The sequence below is a fragment of the Agathobacter sp. genome (assembly GCF_977054825.1).
The window spans coordinates 1-17,942 of sequence record NZ_CDRTEH010000022.1; the positions used below are offsets into that span (position 1 = coordinate 1).

18 protein-coding genes and 2 other annotated features are annotated in these 17,942 nt (G+C 41.6%); of the genes, 14 read left to right on the plus strand and 4 right to left on the minus strand.

Going from position 1 to position 17,942, the window contains the following annotated elements; genetic code table 11:
• Positions 1 to 368 precede the first annotated feature (368 nt).
• The 9 genes from ACW6PM_RS12340 (at position 369) to ACW6PM_RS12380 (ending at position 8,049) form a co-directional block, all read left to right on the plus strand.
• Positions 369 to 650 (plus strand): carbon storage regulator, encoded by a 282-nt coding sequence (locus ACW6PM_RS12340; protein ID WP_456057348.1) that lies wholly within the window; start codon positions 369 to 371, stop codon positions 648 to 650.
• Between the two features lie 180 nt (positions 651 to 830).
• The gene (locus ACW6PM_RS12345; protein ID WP_456057349.1) at positions 831 to 2,288 is read left to right on the plus strand and encodes a flagellin N-terminal helical domain-containing protein; all 1,458 of its coding nucleotides are present in this window, start codon (positions 831 to 833) and stop codon (positions 2,286 to 2,288) included.
• A gap of 206 nt (positions 2,289 to 2,494) precedes the next feature.
• Positions 2,495 to 3,130, plus strand: a complete 636-nt coding sequence (locus ACW6PM_RS12350; RefSeq protein WP_308651452.1) for a lactate utilization protein — start codon at positions 2,495 to 2,497, stop codon at positions 3,128 to 3,130.
• A 61-nt stretch (positions 3,131 to 3,191) separates the two neighbouring features.
• Positions 3,192 to 3,419 (plus strand): hypothetical protein, encoded by a 228-nt coding sequence (locus tag ACW6PM_RS12355; protein ID WP_012741106.1) that lies wholly within the window; start codon positions 3,192 to 3,194, stop codon positions 3,417 to 3,419.
• 52 nt (positions 3,420 to 3,471) lie between these two features.
• The gene (locus ACW6PM_RS12360; protein WP_448755161.1) at positions 3,472 to 4,668 is read left to right on the plus strand and encodes a helix-turn-helix domain-containing protein; all 1,197 of its coding nucleotides are present in this window, start codon (positions 3,472 to 3,474) and stop codon (positions 4,666 to 4,668) included.
• Positions 4,669 to 4,811: 143 nt separating this feature from the next.
• Positions 4,812 to 5,711, plus strand: coding sequence for a transporter substrate-binding domain-containing protein (locus ACW6PM_RS12365; protein ID WP_456057350.1), 900 nt, complete (start codon positions 4,812 to 4,814; stop codon positions 5,709 to 5,711).
• Between the two features lie 129 nt (positions 5,712 to 5,840).
• Positions 5,841 to 6,599, plus strand: a complete 759-nt coding sequence (locus ACW6PM_RS12370) for an amino acid ABC transporter permease (RefSeq protein WP_308500237.1) — start codon at positions 5,841 to 5,843, stop codon at positions 6,597 to 6,599.
• Positions 6,600 to 6,609: 10 nt separating this feature from the next.
• Positions 6,610 to 7,350 (plus strand): amino acid ABC transporter ATP-binding protein, encoded by a 741-nt coding sequence (locus ACW6PM_RS12375; protein WP_306754051.1) that lies wholly within the window; start codon positions 6,610 to 6,612, stop codon positions 7,348 to 7,350.
• A 33-nt stretch (positions 7,351 to 7,383) separates the two neighbouring features.
• The gene (locus ACW6PM_RS12380) at positions 7,384 to 8,049 is read left to right on the plus strand and encodes a cytidylate kinase-like family protein (RefSeq protein WP_456057351.1); all 666 of its coding nucleotides are present in this window, start codon (positions 7,384 to 7,386) and stop codon (positions 8,047 to 8,049) included.
• Positions 8,050 to 8,115: 66 nt separating this feature from the next.
• Here ACW6PM_RS12380 and ACW6PM_RS12385 read toward each other — a convergent pair whose 3' ends face one another.
• From ACW6PM_RS12385 to ACW6PM_RS12395, 3 genes are read right to left on the minus strand one after another with little or no spacing between them, the layout of a single operon-like run.
• On the minus strand, positions 8,116 to 8,910 hold the full coding sequence (locus ACW6PM_RS12385; RefSeq protein ID WP_456057352.1) for an ABC transporter ATP-binding protein: 795 nt from the start codon (positions 8,908 to 8,910) through the stop codon (positions 8,116 to 8,118).
• A complete protein-coding gene (locus tag ACW6PM_RS12390) occupies positions 8,911 to 9,873 on the minus strand; it encodes an ABC transporter permease (RefSeq protein WP_173844281.1) in 963 nt (320 codons plus the stop codon).
• A gap of 38 nt (positions 9,874 to 9,911) precedes the next feature.
• On the minus strand, positions 9,912 to 10,916 hold the full coding sequence (locus tag ACW6PM_RS12395; RefSeq protein WP_308651457.1) for an ABC transporter substrate-binding protein: 1,005 nt from the start codon (positions 10,914 to 10,916) through the stop codon (positions 9,912 to 9,914).
• A gap of 187 nt (positions 10,917 to 11,103) precedes the next feature.
• On the opposite strand from ACW6PM_RS12395, the gene ACW6PM_RS12400 reads away from it, so the two are divergent.
• From ACW6PM_RS12400 to ACW6PM_RS12415, 4 genes are read left to right on the plus strand one after another with little or no spacing between them, the layout of a single operon-like run.
• On the plus strand, positions 11,104 to 11,835 hold the full coding sequence (locus ACW6PM_RS12400; protein WP_456057353.1) for a LytR/AlgR family response regulator transcription factor: 732 nt from the start codon (positions 11,104 to 11,106) through the stop codon (positions 11,833 to 11,835).
• Entirely contained in the window at positions 11,828 to 13,114 is a 1,287-nt protein-coding gene (locus tag ACW6PM_RS12405) for a sensor histidine kinase (protein ID WP_456057354.1), read from the plus strand. The genes ACW6PM_RS12400 and ACW6PM_RS12405 overlap by 8 nt, the downstream gene beginning before the upstream one ends.
• 36 nt (positions 13,115 to 13,150) lie before the next feature.
• Complete coding sequence (locus ACW6PM_RS12410) at positions 13,151 to 13,645, plus strand: hypothetical protein (protein WP_456057355.1); 495 nt, start codon at positions 13,151 to 13,153, stop codon at positions 13,643 to 13,645.
• Between the two features lie 18 nt (positions 13,646 to 13,663).
• The gene (locus ACW6PM_RS12415; protein ID WP_456057356.1) at positions 13,664 to 14,731 is read left to right on the plus strand and encodes a hypothetical protein; all 1,068 of its coding nucleotides are present in this window, start codon (positions 13,664 to 13,666) and stop codon (positions 14,729 to 14,731) included.
• Between the two features lie 51 nt (positions 14,732 to 14,782).
• On the opposite strand, the gene tyrS is transcribed toward ACW6PM_RS12415, so the two are convergent.
• Positions 14,783 to 16,009, minus strand: a complete 1,227-nt coding sequence (tyrS, locus tag ACW6PM_RS12420; RefSeq protein ID WP_456057357.1) for a tyrosine--tRNA ligase — start codon at positions 16,007 to 16,009, stop codon at positions 14,783 to 14,785.
• 59 nt (positions 16,010 to 16,068) lie between these two features.
• Positions 16,069 to 16,390 (minus strand) — a binding site (T-box leader).
• Positions 16,391 to 16,562: 172 nt separating this feature from the next.
• Between tyrS and ACW6PM_RS12425 the strand changes: the two genes are divergently transcribed.
• Positions 16,563 to 17,549 carry a DUF5684 domain-containing protein gene (locus ACW6PM_RS12425; protein WP_456057358.1) on the plus strand — a complete coding sequence of 329 codons (987 nt, stop codon included), beginning with the start codon at positions 16,563 to 16,565 and terminating at the stop codon, positions 17,547 to 17,549.
• 125 nt (positions 17,550 to 17,674) lie between these two features.
• Positions 17,675 to 17,914, plus strand: a binding site (T-box leader).
• The last annotated feature ends 28 nt before the right edge of the window (positions 17,915 to 17,942 follow it).

Genomic DNA, 17,942 nt, shown 5'->3' on the forward strand with positions numbered 1-17,942 from the left:
AATGCACCATTTTTTATACCCAAAGATGCAAACGTGATCAAAAATAGAAAAATTCATACAAAGAAACGCCAAAACCGACATTTGCCGGAGTTGGCGTTTCTTAATTAGGGACTTATTTTACAGCCCCATTTTTTATCTTACAACTACTATATCGGACATCAATTCTAATACTTTACCCCTAATTACATTAAATTTTAAAAATTTATTTGCACTTTATTGAGCATAATTGCTTGCTGCAGCCTTCATATTTCTGAGAAATTCCTTTATTTTATAAATTCATATCTCTAAAATGCAACATTTCTTAGAGAATTGTTACATTTCACATAAGCATGGAAATAGCTTAAATCAAGTGCACGGAGGTATACAGAATGCTTAAATTATCGCTTAAAGAGGGAGAATATGTAAATATCGGAGACAACATCAGAGTGGTCTATGCCGGTGGAAGCGGAAAGAACGGACGTCTCATGATAGATGCTCCAAGAGAGATGAACATCTCTAGGTCGAACAACGATCCGAATCCTGAGAAGAGAAAAGATACATATTATCCGGAGCCAAAGATTTCAGAGGAAGCACAGCATGAAATCAAAAAGATTATCTGGAATGAAAGACAGAAAAAGGCAAAATCAACTAAGTCTGAAACAGGTAAGTAAGCATAACACAATAAGTTAATAGGCGGCTGTGGCGCAAGCCACACCCGGGAAGCCGCTTGTTATAGAAAACCGCAACTGCCTAAATAAAATATACACAAAGCAGCTGCAAAACCCTCGGGAAAAGGATTTCCAGAGGTCAAACATAATAACCCATGAACGTGGGACAAGGAGGATTATATTATGGTAGTACAACACAACATGCAGGCAGCAAATGCCAACAGAATGCTCAACGTAACAACAAGCGCACAGTCAAAGAGCACAGAGAAGCTTTCATCAGGTTACAAGATTAACCGTGCAGCAGATGATGCAGCTGGACTCACAATTTCAGAGAAGATGAGAAAGCAGATTCGTGGACTTGATCGTGCTTCAACAAATGCTGAGGATGGCGTTTCTTCTGTACAGACAGCTGAGGGGGCTCTTACAGAGGTTCACTCAATGCTCCAGAGAATGAACGAACTTGCAACACAGGCTGCCAATGGTACAAACTCAAAGGATTCAGACCGTCAGGCTATCCAGGACGAGATTGACCAGCTCACAACAGAGATTGATCGTGTATCTGAGACAACAAAGTTCAATGAGACATATCTTTTAAAGGGTGACAAGGCATCTACAAAGAATGTTTATATGAATGGACATGATGCAGGTCTTAAGGGAACTCTTACAGATAGTGCAAAGTCTGCTACTTTTGTAATGGATGAGCTTGAAGATGGAGATAAGGTTACTATTGGTGGTAAAGAATACACCATAGGATCTACACTTGCAGATGCAAAGGATAAGATAGAAGCACCGGCTGCAAATGGAACGGTTTCTGTTACAATTGATGGTAATGCGTATGACATAATAAAGGCTGATTCGGGTACAACAATTTGTAAAGCAGGAACAACAACTGCTTTAAAGAAACAGGAATTAGGTGGAACAGGAACAGATAATGCAACTGTTACTGAATTAAAGGATTTAGTTAAGGCTGGTTCTAAGGTAACTGTTGCTGGTAAAGAATATACCGTAATGACTGATGAAAAAAAAGCGGATGGAACCCAGGGATCTGATAATATTGATGATGACAATTCATCTATTATTACTAAAGGTGTTGCCGAGAGTATGATTAAGACGGAATTAGGAAGTGCTAATAATATTGGTACTGTTGATTCTAAAGCAACAGTTGAAGATGCTGTTACAGCAGATGGAAAAACAACGTATACAATTCATAAAGGATATGCTACTGTAGCAAATACTTTATCATTCAACCTTCATGTAGGTGCAGACGCTGACATGACAAATAAGATTAACGTAGAAATCGATTCAATGGATTCTGCAAGCTTAGGTATTAAGGGATTAAGTATCATGGATGATTCTGGTAATGCTGCAACATACGCAGTAGATGCTATCTCAGATGCAATCTCAAAGGTATCTTCACAGCGTTCATCACTCGGTGCTGTTCAGAACCGTCTTGAGCACACAATCAACAACCTCGACAATGTAGTTGAGAATACCACAACAGCTGAGTCTCGTATTCGTGATACAGATATGGCTTCTGAGATGGTTAACTACAGCAAGAACAACATTCTTGCTCAGGCTGGACAGTCTATGCTTGCACAGGCAAATCAGTCTACACAGGGTGTACTTTCACTCTTACAGTAATCATCTACAATTTAATGTTGTACAAAGCAGGAAGAGCTCGAAAGGGCTCTTTTTGTTGTACACTTTTTTCTATTAGAATGAAAAGTACAATCATTTATTCCCGAATAAATTGCAGACACCCCCTGTAAAGTAGTATAATAACAACAATTAATACAGCTAATTGCACAAATGGGAATTGGCAATAAGCATGAAAAGAGGTTTACACTATGGACGTAAGAAAAATGAGAAACGAATTACTGGGAAAGCGCCTTGTGGCTGCGCTTGAGTCGCGCAACATGGAGGCCTATTATGTAGAGACAAAGGAGGAGGCTGTTAAGAAGGCTCTGGAGCTGATTCCAAAGGGCAGCTCAATCAATATGGGCGGTGCCACATCGGTGAAGGAATGTGGTCTGTATGAGGCTCTCTCAAACGGAGAATATCAGTTTTATGACAGGGACAAGGTGTCTACGCAGGAGGAGAAGCAGGAGATAGCGTTAAAGGCATTTACATCGGATTATTTCCTTGGAAGTGTCAATGCGATGAGCGAGGATGGCGTATTTATCAATATAGACGGAAATGCAAACCGCGTGGCGGCGTATGCTTACGGACCGAAGCATGTGCTTCTTATAGTGGGTATGAACAAGGTCGTAAAGACCGAGGCAGACGCTATGAGCCGTGCGAGAAATGAGGCAGCGCCTATCAACGCACAGCGCTTTGGCATCGACACACCTTGCTCCAAGAACGGCACCTGCTTTGACTGCAAGAGCCCGCAGTGTATCTGCTGTCAGATTCTGACCACACGCTTTTCAAAGGTGAAGGGGCGTTTCCAGATTATTCTTGTGGATGAAAATCTGGGCTTTTAATATGTGAACAGCTGGAAATCACGGTAATTTTTATGCATTATACGAAAAGGAAACATACAAAATGGGATATTTAATCAGTGAGACAACAAAAGAGGAGCGCGAGGCAATTGTGGCTGAGTCGCTTGGCAATATCGAGGCCACCTGCGATGGCTGCATGTCGGGGCTTGCCGAGATGTATCAGGACTATATTGACGGAAAGAAGGAGCTTCGCGAGATAAATATGGAGTTCAATGCCAGATATGTGCACGGAGAGGATATGCCGGGGCGAAGCGGCTGCGGGTATAAGTAGTTTGAAACGGCTTGGGATAGTTACCGGAGCTTAAAATATCAGGGAGATACAGATGATTTCATGCAGGGATGTTAACAATTTACAAATGGACGGAATGGAGCTTGTGGCAGGAGCGGCAGGGCTTGATAGGATGGTGTCATGGACTTATCTGGTGCAGACAAAGCCTTATAAGGATCATATGAATCCGGGCAACTTTGCGCTGCTTGTGGTAGATTACAAGAGATTTTCCATGGACGAGGCATATGATGCCATGGTTGAGCTGAATGAGCTTGGTATATCGGGCTTTGCGATTTCGGTTGTGGAGGACAGGGAAGAGACCCCACAGAGGATGAAGGACAAGGCTGATGAGCTCAAGCTGCCGCTGTTTTATATCCGGTGGGAGGGAGCCACCTTTGTTGATATTGCGCAGAGCGTCGGAGAGCTGCTTTTAGAGACCAGTGTGGATAATAAAAGGACCGGGGACTATCTGTACAATCTGCTCTTTGGATACGAGGTAAATGATAAGTATATCGAGAAGATTTCTGCGCAGCTTGGTCTGACCTTTGACAGGCCGTACAGGGTGGGAATCATCGTGATAGACCGCAAATACGGAGTGAATCTGGAGCAGGACGAGCACACATATACATACTATACCGACTGTCTGAACCGCGAGGTTATCCATATGAAGAAAAGGCCTATGTATATGAGGTTTTTGAACAAATTTGTGCTTCTTTTTGAGGAGACAAAGGATATGGAGACGGAGCGTCAGATTGAAAGGATACTTGGGGACTTAGACAGCCGTGCACCATTTGCGGGGCTCATTCACAGCACATGCATACTCGGTGCGGCATACAGGAAGCCTGCGGATTTTGGCAAGAGCTATCAGGAGGCGAAAAATCTCATCCCCAAAAAGGATATTTTACCCAATCCGACCAACAAGAAGGTACTCAGTGCAAGCTCCATGGGCATATACAAGTATATGTTCAACAGCGGCAATCAGCAGGAAATCATGGATTATTGCAACGAGAAGCTAAAGCGGCTTGAGATGTATGATAATGCAAACGGCTCGTTTCTCATAGATACGCTGCTCAATTACTACATGTGTGGCTTCAATGTCGGAAAAACGGCACAGATGATGTACGTTCATCGCAATTCCCTGCAATACCGTCTGAAAAAGATAGAGGAAATACTGGAAATCAGCCTTGATGACTCGATGGAATACCTGGATGTAGTTAACTGTATTCTTGTAAAAAGGCTTATGTTTAATTAGTTACTGTAAAAATGCACAAACAAATTGTGCAAAATTAACATTGCAAAGCTGCTTCATTAAGTTTATTATACGAACTAAGCAAAGGCGCTGGAGAAAATACTCCGGCGCCTTTTTACATTTCGATAATCAAGGAGGAAAAGATTATGATGAAGAAAAGTAAGAGATTTGCAGCATTAGTATTGACAGGTGTAATGGCAGCTACAACATTGTTTGGATGTGGTTCATCCTCAGGAGGAGCTGCTTCAGATAGCTCCGCAGCAGACAGCTCATCAAAGAAGGTTTTAAAGGTTGGTATGGAATGTGCATATGCACCATTCAACTGGACACAGGATACAGATACTACACCGGATGGCAGCAAGGCAGTCAAGATAGCAGGCTCTGATTACTACGCATACGGCTATGATGTAGCAGTGGCACAGAAGCTTGCAGACCAGATGGGAATGGACCTTGAGGTACATAAGGTTGAGTGGTCATCAATCGGTATTTCACTCGATGCAGGAGATTATGACTGTATCATCGCAGGTATGGGCAAGACAAAGGAAAGAGAAGCATCATACACATTCACAGAGCCTTATTATTATAGAAACAACTGTATCGTTGTTAAGAAGGGCGGCAAGTATTCAAATGTAAAGGGTCTTTCAGATCTCGCAGATACAGGCTGTAAAGTAACTACACAGCTTGGAACAGGCTGGATTCCACTTTTAGACCAGATAAAGGGTGCTGAGCAGTCAGGAAACTTTGAGACTACATCAGAGTGCTTCCTCGCAATATCAAACGGCAGCGCAGATGTATGTGTAATCGATGTTCCGACAGCCGAGTCAGCAGCACTGACAAACGATGATTTACAGATTATCGAGCTTGATGAGAATGATACCTTCACAGGTGATGATGAGATGGTAAATGTATGTATCGCAACAAGAAAGGATGATACAGCACTCAGGGATAAAATCCAGGACGCCATGAATGCAATCGGCTGGAGTGACAAGGCAAAGATGGATGAGCTGATGGATCAGGTTCTGACACAGCAGCCGGCAGCCAACTAGTTATTAGGGATTTATTTGATTCACGAAAAGATGAAGGCCTGTGGGATGATGTCATATCGCATCATCCCACAATAGTCTGATAAAACCGGCGTAAGCTGGGGATTAGAGAGATAAAAGTGAGGTAGCAGTATGATAATAAGTAATCCAAGTAATTCGTTAGAATGGATGGTATTTCTGGCGCAGAAATATTCAAGCATGTTTATCAAAGGAACCTGGCTTACGCTGTACATATCGGTAGTTGGTACGTTGCTTGGCTTCGTACTGGGATATATCGTAGGCATAGTAAATGATGTAAAGCTTAACGATGGTGACAACATCGTAAAAAAGGTTCTCATCCGTATAGTAAAGGTGATATTTACAATTTATGTTGAGGTATTCAGGGATACACCAATGATAGTTCAGGCGATGATTGTGTACTATGGAATACGTCAGATGGGCTATGAAAACCTGACACCTGTATTTGCAGGTATTCTCGTAACGGTATTAAATACAGGTGCCTACATGGGAGAGACAGTCCGAGCAGGAATCGGTTCAATAGATATGGGACAGCGCGAGGGCGCATGGGCCATGGGAATGTCACCGTTTAAGACAATGCTCTATGTAGTTTTGCCGCAGGCATTCAAGAACATCATCCCAGAGATGGCAAATACATTCCTTTTAAATCTGAAGATGACATCAGTGCTCAATGTTATCGCTGTGCAGGAGCTTTTCATGGCTGCCAAGACAGTCGGTGGAAACTACTACAAGTACTTTGAGTCATATCTGGTCATCGCAGTAATTTACTTTGTACTGTGCTTTGTATTTGATAAGCTCTTCAAGCTGATTGAAAAGAAGCTGCAGGGTAAGACAGACTATGCACTCGCAGTTGAGTACATGGACAATGAATAGGAGGCACAATATGAGTGAGACAGTAATTTCAATTAAGGATTTAAGCAAATCATTTGGTGATCATGAGGTACTTAGAAAGATTGATATTGATGTGCATTCCGGCGAGGTCATCTGTATTGTGGGCTCATCAGGCTCGGGAAAATCAACACTGCTTCGGTGCATCAACAAGCTTGAGAAACAGACCTCAGGAAAGATTTTATATCACGATAAAGAGGTCAGAAATGTACAAAAGGATATCAATGATTACCGTTCAAAGGTGGGAATGGTGTTCCAGTCCTTTAATTTGTTCAACAATATGACAGTGCTCCAGAACTGTATGCTTTGCACAAGAAGGGTGCTTCATCTGCCAAAGCAGGAGGCTTTTGACAGGGCAATCACACATCTGAAGGCAGTCGGCATGGCTCCTTATATCAATGCAAAGCCATCGCAGCTCTCAGGAGGACAGAAGCAGCGAGTTGCCATTGCAAGGTCACTCTGTATGAACCCGGAGGTGCTTTTGTTTGATGAGCCTACATCGGCGCTTGACCCTGAGATGGTCGGAGAGGTGTTAAATGTCATGAAGGACCTCGCGAGGACAGGACTTACGATGATAATCGTCACACATGAGATGGCATTTGCCAGAGATGTTTCTACAAGAACTATTTTCATGGACTCAGGATATGTGGCAGAGGATGCAGCACCGGCAGAGCTGTTTACAAATCCTAAGAATCCAAGAACAAGAGAATTCTTAAGCAGATATCTGGCAGGCTAGATATGGTTGGCATTCATAAGGAGGAAATGATAAATGGATAATTTTGTAGTAACCTTTGCCAGAGGCTTTGGAACAGGCGGAAAAGCAATAGCATCACAGCTGGCTAAAGAGCTTGGAATACACTGTTATGAGAACCGTATCCTGACTCTTGCCAGTCAGCTGAGCGGACTTGACGAGAATGTGTTTCAGGAGGTAAACGAGAAGCTGCGTGAGGAGGGCGGATTTACGAGCTTTTTGAGAGGACTTCCAAGAGCAAAGGGATATATATCAAGAAATGAGAAGTTCAAATCAGATGACAGGCTCTTTGAGTATCAGAGCCAGATTATCAACGAGCTCGCAGACAAGGAATCCTGCGTCATAGTAGGAAAATGCGCAGACTATGTATTAAAGAACCGCCCAAATGTGGTGAGCATATATATTGAGGCACCGCGTGCATTCTGTGTGGAGCGTACCATAGCCAATATGGGCGTGACACCTGAGGTGGCAAATGCCACAATTGAGAGAACAGATAAGTTCAGGGCAGACTATTACAAGTACTATACACACGGAAACTACTGGACAAATCCGGTGAACTACGACCTGACACTAAACAGTGAGCGTGTCGGTGTGGAAAACTGTGTGAAGACGATAGAGCAGTATCTGATCATAAAGGGCTTTATCAAGGCTGATATGATTAAGCCGGTGGGAGAACTGGTATAAAAAGTATATAACAAAAAATTTGCAGCTCCACACGAGCTGCAAATTTTTTTTATTATATAGATATGTCTATCCAAGCAAAGCCTTATCAGAAGCAAATTCCTCGCCGGAAACCTCCTCAAACTTCATGAGCAGATCCTCCACAGTGAGGTTTTTCTTTTCCTCGCCTGAGATATTAAGGACAACCTGTCCGTTATTCATCATGATAAGTCTGTTGCCGTGAGCGATGGCATCACGCATGTTGTGTGTGACCATCATGGCTGTCAGGCTGTTGTCCTTGATGATTTTGTCTGTGAGAGCGAGTACCTTTGCGGCTGTCTTAGGGTCGAGAGCAGCGGTGTGCTCATCCAAAAGCAACACCTTCGGCTTCTGGAGTGAAGCCATGAGCAGTGTAACAGCCTGACGCTGTCCACCTGAGAGCAGACCAACCTTTGAGGTCATTCGATCCTCGAGTCCCAGGTCAAGCTCCTTTAAAAGCTCGTGGAAACGCTCTTTTTCAGCCTTTGTGATACCCCAGCCAAGACCACGGCGCTTTCCGCGGCGCGCTGCAAGTGCGAGGTTTTCATCAATCTGCATGGTTGCGGTAGTTCCTGTCATTGGATCCTGGAACACACGTCCCAGAAATGATGCACGCTTGAACTCAGGGAGTCCTGTGACATCCACCCCGTCGATGAGAATTGAGCCCTCGTCAACAGGCCATGTGCCGGCAACGGCATTGAGCATGGTCGATTTACCGGCGCCGTTTCCACCGATAACAGTGACGAAATCACCCTCCTCAAGCTTCAGGTTTACACCATTTAGGGCATGCTTTTCATTGATTGTGCCCGGATTGAAGGTTTTATGTACGTTTCTAATCTCTAGCATTTATTTGCCCTCCTTTGCATTAAGTGCTGCGGCAGAGCGCTTGCCGGCCTTTTTGAAGGAGGCCTTGCTCTTGCCCTTCAGGTAAGGCACCGCAAGGAAAATTGCCACGATGATTGCAGTGAAGAGCTTTAAGTCATCACTTGGCATCTGCAGCCACAGAACGATTCCGATTACAATGTAGTAAACAATTCCACCAAATATGACAAAGATAAGTCTTCCCATGAAATTCATGTGCTTTCCGAGGATTGCATCGCCGAGCACCTCACCGATGATAACTGCGGCAAGACCGATGACGATTCCACCACGGCCCATGTTTACATCGGAAAAGCCTGAGTACTGTGAAAGCAGGCCGCCTGAGAGCGCTACAATTGCATTTGAAAGCGCAAGACCGATGAGCTTCATGTTGTCGATGTTGATACCCTGAGCCTTGCTCATTGCAGGGTTGCAGCCTGTGGCACGGATAGCAGAGCCCTGCTCTGTTCCGAAATACCAGTAAAGCACCGCGATAATAACAACCGAGAAAATCACACCGACAATTATCGCATGTGTCAGGTTTCGTGATGAAAGCACCAGATTATATTTATCTGCGCTAAGTGCCTGGTTGGCGTGACGCTGCATGATATTTAAGTTGATAGAGTAGAGCGCTATCTGTGTAAGGATTCCTGCCAGAATCGGAGGAATGCCGAGCTTTGTATGTAAGAGACCTGTGCAAAGTCCTGCGAGCAGACCGGCAATACATGCGCAAAGCAGTGAAACCCAGATATTGTAGCCGTTAATCGTCATCATAACGGTTACGGCACCACCTGTTGCAAATGAGCCATCAACCGTCAGATCTGCGAAGTCCAGCAGTCTGAAGGTGATGTAAACACCTAGTGCCATGATACCCCATATCAGACCCTGGGCTATATTGCCCGGAAGGGCATTGGTGAATGCAACCGGATTTAAGGTTGCAAAATAATTCATTAGAATCATTTTATTAAATACCTCCATAGTGCAGCTGTTTATTCAGCTGAGATTTCCTCATAGCCGTCAGGAACTGTGATTCCAAGCTCCTTGGCGCGATCCGGGAGGTACTCCTTAGTGAACTTAGGAGCTGTTTTAACCTCCATAGTTTTGATGTCTGTACCGTTTACAAGGATATCGTAAGCCATCTCACCTGTTGTGTATCCAAGGTCATAGTAGCTGATAGAAAGTGTAGCAACACCACAGCCCTTAGCGATTCCTTCCTCGCCTGCGAAGATAGGTGTCTTAGCCTGTGAAGCTACATTGTTGATAGCCTCTGTACATGAAGCTGCTGTGTTGTCAGTTGGGATGTAGATTGCATCAGATGCATCACATGCGCTCTGTGTTACTGCAGCAACATCGTTTGAATCAGAGAATGTGTACTCTTTTACAGTGTATCCCTCGTCCTCAAGGTATTTGGTAATAGTTGTTGACTGGTAGATACTGTTTGGCTCAGATGAGCAGTAGATGATACCGATGTTCTTTGCATCCGGGAAGAGCTCCTTGATGCATTTAGCCTGCTCATCGAGTGGAGCGAGGTCTGTAGTACCTGAAATATTCTTTCCTGTAGTGCCTGACCAGTCTGACATATCAAGAGCTGTAGCGTAGTCTGTGATAGATGTTCCGAGAATCGGAATAGAGTCTGTAGCTGCTGAAGCGGCCTGAAGAGCTGCTGTAGCATTTCCAAGGATAAGGTCATAGTCGTTTGTGACGAACTTGGTGCAGATTGTAGAGCATGTAGATGCATCTCCTGCGGCATTCTGCTCGTCAAAGGATACATCGTCTCCGAGCTTGTCCTTTAATGCGTCCTCAAAGCCCTTTGTAGCGGCATCGAGAGCCTCGTGCTGTACGAGCTGGCAGATACCTATCTGATATTTGGCACCGGATTTCTTACCTGACTGTGTGCCACCGTTTGCTGAACCGGAATCTCCACATCCGGCAAGTCCAAGTACCATTGTTCCTGCAAGAACAAGTGAAGCTAAAATTTTAGATCTCTTTTTCATGATAATTCCTCCTTTTGTCAGCGCTTTAAAGCGTTGATGTATCAATTAGATAAATTATATTAACTTATTAATAAGAAGTCAAGGGAAGATGAGGAAAAAGTAGGGTTTAATATATATAAATGATGGATAATAGGCTATAATTGAAAATAAACATAGCATCAACAAAACAGTAAAGGAAGAAAACACTTTGATAAATATAGCGATATGTGATGATGATTTAGTCTTTGCGTCAAAAATAGAAGCAATGCTTTTACAGATTTCTAAAAAGCAGATGATAAAAATGAATATAGAAGTTTTTTCTGACGGAAGTGAGTTATGGGACGATATAGCATTCGGGAAAAATAAATATGAGCTGTTATATCTGGATATTGAAATGGTCAGGATTAATGGTATAGAAGTTGCGCGAAAAATCAGGGAAAATGATGCGGATGCAATTTTGATATACATTTCCGCATATGACAATTATTTTATTGAGTTGTTTGAAGTAGAGCCATTTAGGTTTATAAAAAAACCGGTGGATGATTATATTTTTGAAGTGTATTTTAATAAAGCCTACGAGCGGATACTTAATGATGAAACATATTTTGAATATCGTTTTAATAAAGCGGATTGTAAGATACCGATAAATAACATCTCATATTTTGAAAGCTCAGGAAGACTTATCAATATAATACATATGGACGGAAAAGATAAATTTTATGGAAAGCTTAATTATGTTGAGAAACAATTAGGCGATAGTAAAATTCCGTTTCTGAGAATTCACCAGTCATATCTGGTAAATTACAGATTTATATGTAAGATAAGCTTCTCTCATGTTACTTTGCGTGATGGTACGGTTTTACAGATCAGTGAAGACCGGCAAAAAAAGATCAGGGAACAATATAATAATCTGCTTGTGGGAGATTTTTTAGATGAATGAAATATTATTTTATTTGATTTCAACAAGTTTATTTTTGGTGATAATAAAAGAGGCAATGGGGATATTCTTTGTAAAAAAAGATTTGCCTTTTTCATTTTCATTGATTGTCTGGATAGTATTTTTAGCGGTGGATATTTGCGGGACTGAGTATATTGCACAGCCATTTTTGCTTCTTATATTAGAAATCGCTACAAGCCTGTTTTTTTGTATACTGCTTTATTATGGAAGCATAATTAAAAAAATAGTATGCGTAGTAATTATCAATTTACTGGGGATGATATCAGAGGTTGTTGTTGGTCTGGTATTTATTTTTTTAGATATAAGATATACACAATATCAGATAGCTGGTTCACTCATATCAAAACTCGTATTGCTTACCATATTAAGAGTGTTGAAAGCATTGAAACACAGCAGCTTGAAGAGGAAAATTCCATTTTCATATTGGTGTATGTTGTTTTCTATACCTATGGGAAGTATTTTTATTTTGAATACTCTTTTTATGCTTTGCGAAAAATCAGATGATAAAAATGCTGCTGTTTTTTGTCTGATTTCATCAGGAATAATCTTAGTGTTAAATTTTATGATATTTAAGATATATGAGGAATTGGCGGAGAAGCTGGAGTTAAAGAAACAACAGGCAATTTTTGATAAAGAAATAGAATTGTGTAAAGAGCAGCTTCAGGAGCGGGAAGTGGCAAATTTAAATATCAGAAAGCTCAAGCATGACATTGAAAATCATTTAATGTGTATAAGAGAGTACGCGGTGCGAAAAGAGTTTGAAGGTGCAATAGACTATATTGATGACATATTAAATGGAGAGAATTATCTGAAAAATAATTCAGAAATTAATACCGGAAATATAGTAGTTGATACTCTTTTAAATTACAAAAAATCTGTTATGGAGAAATCAGACATAAAGCTGAATTTACGTATTGAAATTCCACAGAAACTTAAATTTAATGATGCGGATATTTGTGTAATACTTGGCAATTGTCTTGATAATTCAATTGAAGCAGTCTGCAAACTTGATGATGTTAGTAAAAGAGAGGTTAATGTAGATCTGGTATACAGAAAGAAAGGCCTGCTTATCAGGATTTCTAATCCGTTTTCAGGAGACATAAAAAAGGATACTAATGGAAATCCGGTCACAACAAAAGCAGATAAAGAAAATCATGGAATGGGCTTATGTTCTGTAAAAAATGCTGTCAGTAAATATAATGGGGTAATGAATATTTCAACGGATAATAATATGTTTAAGGTACAGATATTACTATATTAAAGTGGAAAAAATTACATCTAAAACCGTATTTTTTACATGGAGAAGAGAGATGGTCATAATATCAACTATATTTATTATATGATGAATAAAAAAGTAATTATTATAACCATTGTAGTACTGGCGATTTTGGAAAGTGTGATATTTTTTTATAAACAGAATGCAGAAAATAGCAAAAAATATACTCAGAACTCGATAGAGAGTGAGGTTGTGTTAGCGAGTTCTAAGGAGGGCTATAATTCGGTTGTTGTATATCAGCTTAATAATGCACTAATTGTAAGTGCAGAATCGGAAGCAGCATTTTTTGATGGAGTACGGTATGAGGTAGAAACACAAGGTAATGTGGATTCAAGTGATATAGATATTGTATGGACGAATATAGGTGGTGGTACAGAAAAAACCGAGGATAACGATCTGATTATAGCAGAGATAAAGATTTCGGAAGACGGTGAACTGATATCTGATAATAAAATTAATTTCGCAAAAAAAGCATTCGATGCTATTGAAGATGTTCTTAAAAATAGTAAAGGTTAATTTAGTACGGGGAATATTATGTTAAAGAATAAAAATGTTCAGAAAAATATAGTAACCTTTCTTGTGGTTTTATGCATTATCGCAGTCATCTGCGATATGTATTTTAACAGTAATGATAAGCTGGGGAACAGTAATAAGTCTGCTGTGGGAACAGAGCAAAATGATGCGAACGGTGTGGAAAAAATTATGGATATTTCCATCAACATTTCAGATCATTATATTACAAATACAGGTGATCCGGGAAATCTGTACACCATAGATGAAAACAATGTTTTGTGGGGATGTGGAAACAATGACTGGGGACAGCTTGCACAGGGAACGCGTGACTATGATGTACATAATGAAAAGGTAAAAATTGCAGAAAATATTGTGCATGTAGATTATTCCAGAGAAGGTTTTGCGATTTATCTTACAAAGGATAATAAGCTATATGCATTTGGACATGCAGGAAAAGGTACTGAGGAATTCAGTAAGAGATATGGCTATGATAAGACAGCGAAGCTTTTTGATAATAATTATTATGTGGATACACCGTATCTTATCATGGAAGATGTGAGATATGCAAGGTGCGGTAAGTTTGACATTATTGCTATCAAAAATGATGGTTCTGTATGGACCTGGGGCACTACATATGAGAGCATGACATTTGAGAATTATGCGGTGTCATTTATAAAGAAGCCGGAAAAAATCCTTGATAATGCTGTTTTGGTAACAGGTGGTATATTTCATGCGGCACTGTTAAATGATGGGACAGTATGGACCTGGGGATACAATCCGGCTGACAACTGTGGAATAGCAGACAGTCTTGTCGTAAAGACACCGACTAAGGTTGCATCTGATGTAATAATGGTATGGACCGGCAGATTACAATATAATTCGGACAAGTACAGCCTTTCCGGGTTTGATGGGGAATATCCTGCCGAAATGATGAATACCGTAATAGAAAAAAATGATGGTTCATACTGGATTTGTGGAGATGGTGTTGGCACAGAACAAAAAACTGTTTCGGGGGAAGCTGATTACACGGTTACATGTAGCAGTAAATTTGTGCCATATGAATTTCCTGCAAATGAATTTTCAAAATAAAATATGGCTGAAAGTAAAAATCCCCGGTAGTTACTACCGGGGATTCTCTGTCTATTCAGCTATAACCTTGGCAAATTTCTTTTTACCACGTCTGATAATAAGTCCCTCGCCCTTGAAATCGTCGAGAGTGTATTTTGTAGAGATATCAGTTACCTTCTCGTCTGCAACGGAAACACCGCCCTGTTGGATATTTCTGCGGCCGTCTCCTCTTGAATCGCAAAGACCTGCTTTTACTAGAACAGAGATGATATCAAGATCTCCTTCAGGGAAGTCCTCAGCTGTAACGGTAATGGTAGGCATATTTGCGTTGTTGGCGCCGCCTGCGAAAAGAGCATGGCTTGCCTCTTTAGCCTTTGTGGCTTCCTCTTCACCGTGAACAAGCTTTGTGAGCTCGAATGCCAGGATTTCCTTAGCTTCATTGAGCTGTGCGCCCTCCCAGCTTTCCATCTTGTCAATCTCCTCGAGAGGAAGGAAGGTGAGCATTCTGATACATTTAAGGACATCGGCATCAGAAACGTTTCTCCAGTACTGGAAGAACTCGAAAGGTGTTGTCTTGTTAGGATCAAGCCATACTGCACCTGACTGTGTCTTGCCCATTTTCTTGCCCTCAGAGTTTAGGAGCAGGTTGATTGTCATAGCGTATGCATCTTTTCCGAGCTTACGTCTGATGAGCTCTGTTCCACCGAGCATATTGCTCCACTGGTCGTCTCCACCGAACTCCATGTTGCAGCCGTATTTCTGGAAAAGTGTGTAGAAATCGTAGCTCTGCATGATCATGTAGTTGAACTCAAGGAAGGAAAGACCCTTTTCCATACGCTGCTTGTAGCACTCAGCTGTAAGCATACGGTTTACTGAGAAATGAGCACCAACCTCGCGGAGCACGTCCACGTAATTTAAGTCCATCAGCCAGTCAGCGTTGTTTACCATGATAGCCTTTCCCTCGCCAAAGTCGATGAAGCGGCTCATCTGTTTCTTGAAGCACTCTACGTTGTGGTTGATAGTCTCTGTTGTCATCATCTGGCGCATATCTGTACGTCCTGATGGATCACCGATCTGTGCTGTACCTCCACCGATAAGCACGATAGGCTTGTTTCCTGCCATCTGAAGTCTCTTCATAAGGCAAAGAGCCATGAAGTGTCCAACGTGAAGGCTGTCTGCTGTAGGATCAAAGCCGATGTAGAAGGTAGCCTTTCCGTTGTTTATAAGCTCTTTGATTTCTTTTTCGTCTGTTACCTGCGCGATAAGACCGCGGGCAACTAATTCGTCATAAATTGTCATGATTTTCCTCCTGATAAGTTGAATTTGTATTCTAAAAAATAAAATATCCCCATCATCCATTTAAGGACGAGGGGGATTTCTCGCGTTACCACCTTAATTTGCATCCTGCTCGCACAGGAATGCCTCCGTGAGTTGTCACACATTATTCGACATATATTCGATATATATAGTGAAAATAGCCGATTCTGCTAACACTCCGGCACTATAACGTGTGCCAATACGTTGCAGCTTATTAATCGAACCGGTGATATAACCATCCGGTATGACGTTCGGTGCAAAGCTCCGGGATGTATTCCAAATCTGTTTTCCTTGCGCCTCTCACCTGCCGGCAGCTCTCTGTAAGTATAGCAGAAACGTACTTGTTCCCATCAAAGCCTGTTGAAATGTAATTGTGCTTCAATTGACGATATTATAGCCGTTTGGGAAGGGATTTGTCAAGGGTGCAAAAAGCAGTGTAAGAAAAGTATGAAAAGCTTTTTAAATATTGCACTCTGACCTATGGTGATGTATACTTTGAATAACAAACAAACTTTGGTTATGAAAGGGAGAAAAAATGAGCACATATTATACTATTATGAATATGATTGACGGCTTTGAGTCGTTTATCAATCTGGCAGTTATAGTACTGACAATTATTGCATCATGGATCATGTATGCAAAGGCAGGGGAGCCCGGCTGGGCGGCTATTGTACCGTTTTACAGCTCATATGTAAAATTCAAGATTGCAGGGAAAAAGAAGCTGTTCTGGGGATATCTTGTGGCATGTATCGCAAGTATAGCAGGATGTATTTTATTGTTTTATGAGATTATTGCATCAGGACTTTCTGTTATGACATCCGGTTATATGGGATCGTATTATGATTCTACCTATGGATATGGTGGAAGCAGCATCGGAAATCACATGGGCATGCTGATATTTGCAGTTATTCTGATTATTGCAGCAATGATTGCGGCAGCGGTTATGAATATCCTCTGCTGTGTCGGACTGTCACATGCGTTTGGCAAGGGAGCAGGATTTGCCTGCGGACTTATATTCCTCAATGTGATTTTTGTCTGTATTATTGCCTTCAACAAAAACATTGTTTATGTGGGAGATGGATACAATAGTAATAATAACTACTATAACCCATACGGTTCAAACGGATACGGTCAGCAGTATGGTCAGAACATGTACGGAAACGGAGCAAACCAGCAGTACGGCCAGAACATGTACGGAAATGGCGCAAATCAGCAGTATGGCCAGAACATGTACGGAAACGGAGCAAACCAGCAGTACGGCCAGAACATGTACGGAAACGGAGCAAACCAGCAGTACGGCCAGAACATGTACGGAAACGGAGCAAATCAGCAGTACGGCCAGAACATGTACGGAAACGGAGCAAATCAGCAGTACGGTCAGAACATGTACGGAAACGGAGCAAATCAGCAGTATGGCCAGAATCCGTATGGCACAGCCCAGGGCGGGGATGCTCAAAATTCCTACGGTACATCACAACAGCAGTCATGGAATGATGAGTACAGCAACAAAGATTACGAATAATAATAAGAATAAATCGCATGAATAAAAACCATAAATAAATGTTATAGTACAAATTTGTATCATTCTCTTGACATATAGTGTCAGAGGACTATAATACAAAACAAGAGTTAATTAAATATGTTCACCAAAATTCGTTGATGAGAACAAAGTCCGGTCTGTATTTATTTTCAGAGAGCCTGTGGGCGGTGCGAACAGGCAATGGTCAGATAGGAATATCCTCTCTAAGAAGCGGGTTGAAAGCATTAAGCATGTCTGTAAACCTCGCCGGTGTCCACCGTTATATGGAAAGCATATGCTGGTATGCAGAGTGTCACAGTAATACACTGTGGAATCAGGGTGGTAACGCGGATTATTTCGTCCCTTTTCAGATTATGACAATCTGGAAAGGGATTT

Excerpts from the sequence above, each read along its gene's own strand:
- ACW6PM_RS12375 (WP_306754051.1), top strand. The coding sequence starts at position 6,610 with ATGAGTGAGACAGTAATTTCAATTAAGGATTTAAGCAAATCATTTGGT.
- ACW6PM_RS12350 (WP_308651452.1), top strand. The coding sequence starts at position 2,495 with ATGGACGTAAGAAAAATGAGAAACGAATTACTGGGAAAGCGCCTTGTG.
- ACW6PM_RS12415 (WP_456057356.1), top strand. The coding sequence starts at position 13,664 with ATGTTAAAGAATAAAAATGTTCAGAAAAATATAGTAACCTTTCTTGTG.
- ACW6PM_RS12425 (WP_456057358.1), top strand. The coding sequence starts at position 16,563 with ATGAGCACATATTATACTATTATGAATATGATTGACGGCTTTGAGTCG.
- ACW6PM_RS12360 (WP_448755161.1), top strand. The coding sequence starts at position 3,472 with ATGATTTCATGCAGGGATGTTAACAATTTACAAATGGACGGAATGGAG.
- ACW6PM_RS12410 (WP_456057355.1), top strand. The coding sequence starts at position 13,151 with ATGGAGAAGAGAGATGGTCATAATATCAACTATATTTATTATATGATG.
- ACW6PM_RS12395 (WP_308651457.1), bottom strand. The coding sequence starts at position 10,916 with ATGAAAAAGAGATCTAAAATTTTAGCTTCACTTGTTCTTGCAGGAACA.
- tyrS (WP_456057357.1), bottom strand. The coding sequence starts at position 16,009 with ATGACAATTTATGACGAATTAGTTGCCCGCGGTCTTATCGCGCAGGTA.
- ACW6PM_RS12390 (WP_173844281.1), bottom strand. The coding sequence starts at position 9,873 with ATGAATTATTTTGCAACCTTAAATCCGGTTGCATTCACCAATGCCCTT.
- ACW6PM_RS12380 (WP_456057351.1), top strand. The coding sequence starts at position 7,384 with ATGGATAATTTTGTAGTAACCTTTGCCAGAGGCTTTGGAACAGGCGGA.
- ACW6PM_RS12355 (WP_012741106.1), top strand. The coding sequence starts at position 3,192 with ATGGGATATTTAATCAGTGAGACAACAAAAGAGGAGCGCGAGGCAATT.
- ACW6PM_RS12340 (WP_456057348.1), top strand. The coding sequence starts at position 369 with ATGCTTAAATTATCGCTTAAAGAGGGAGAATATGTAAATATCGGAGAC.
- ACW6PM_RS12345 (WP_456057349.1), top strand. The coding sequence starts at position 831 with ATGGTAGTACAACACAACATGCAGGCAGCAAATGCCAACAGAATGCTC.
- ACW6PM_RS12385 (WP_456057352.1), bottom strand. The coding sequence starts at position 8,910 with ATGCTAGAGATTAGAAACGTACATAAAACCTTCAATCCGGGCACAATC.
- ACW6PM_RS12365 (WP_456057350.1), top strand. The coding sequence starts at position 4,812 with ATGATGAAGAAAAGTAAGAGATTTGCAGCATTAGTATTGACAGGTGTA.
- ACW6PM_RS12370 (WP_308500237.1), top strand. The coding sequence starts at position 5,841 with ATGATAATAAGTAATCCAAGTAATTCGTTAGAATGGATGGTATTTCTG.
- ACW6PM_RS12405 (WP_456057354.1), top strand. The coding sequence starts at position 11,828 with ATGAATGAAATATTATTTTATTTGATTTCAACAAGTTTATTTTTGGTG.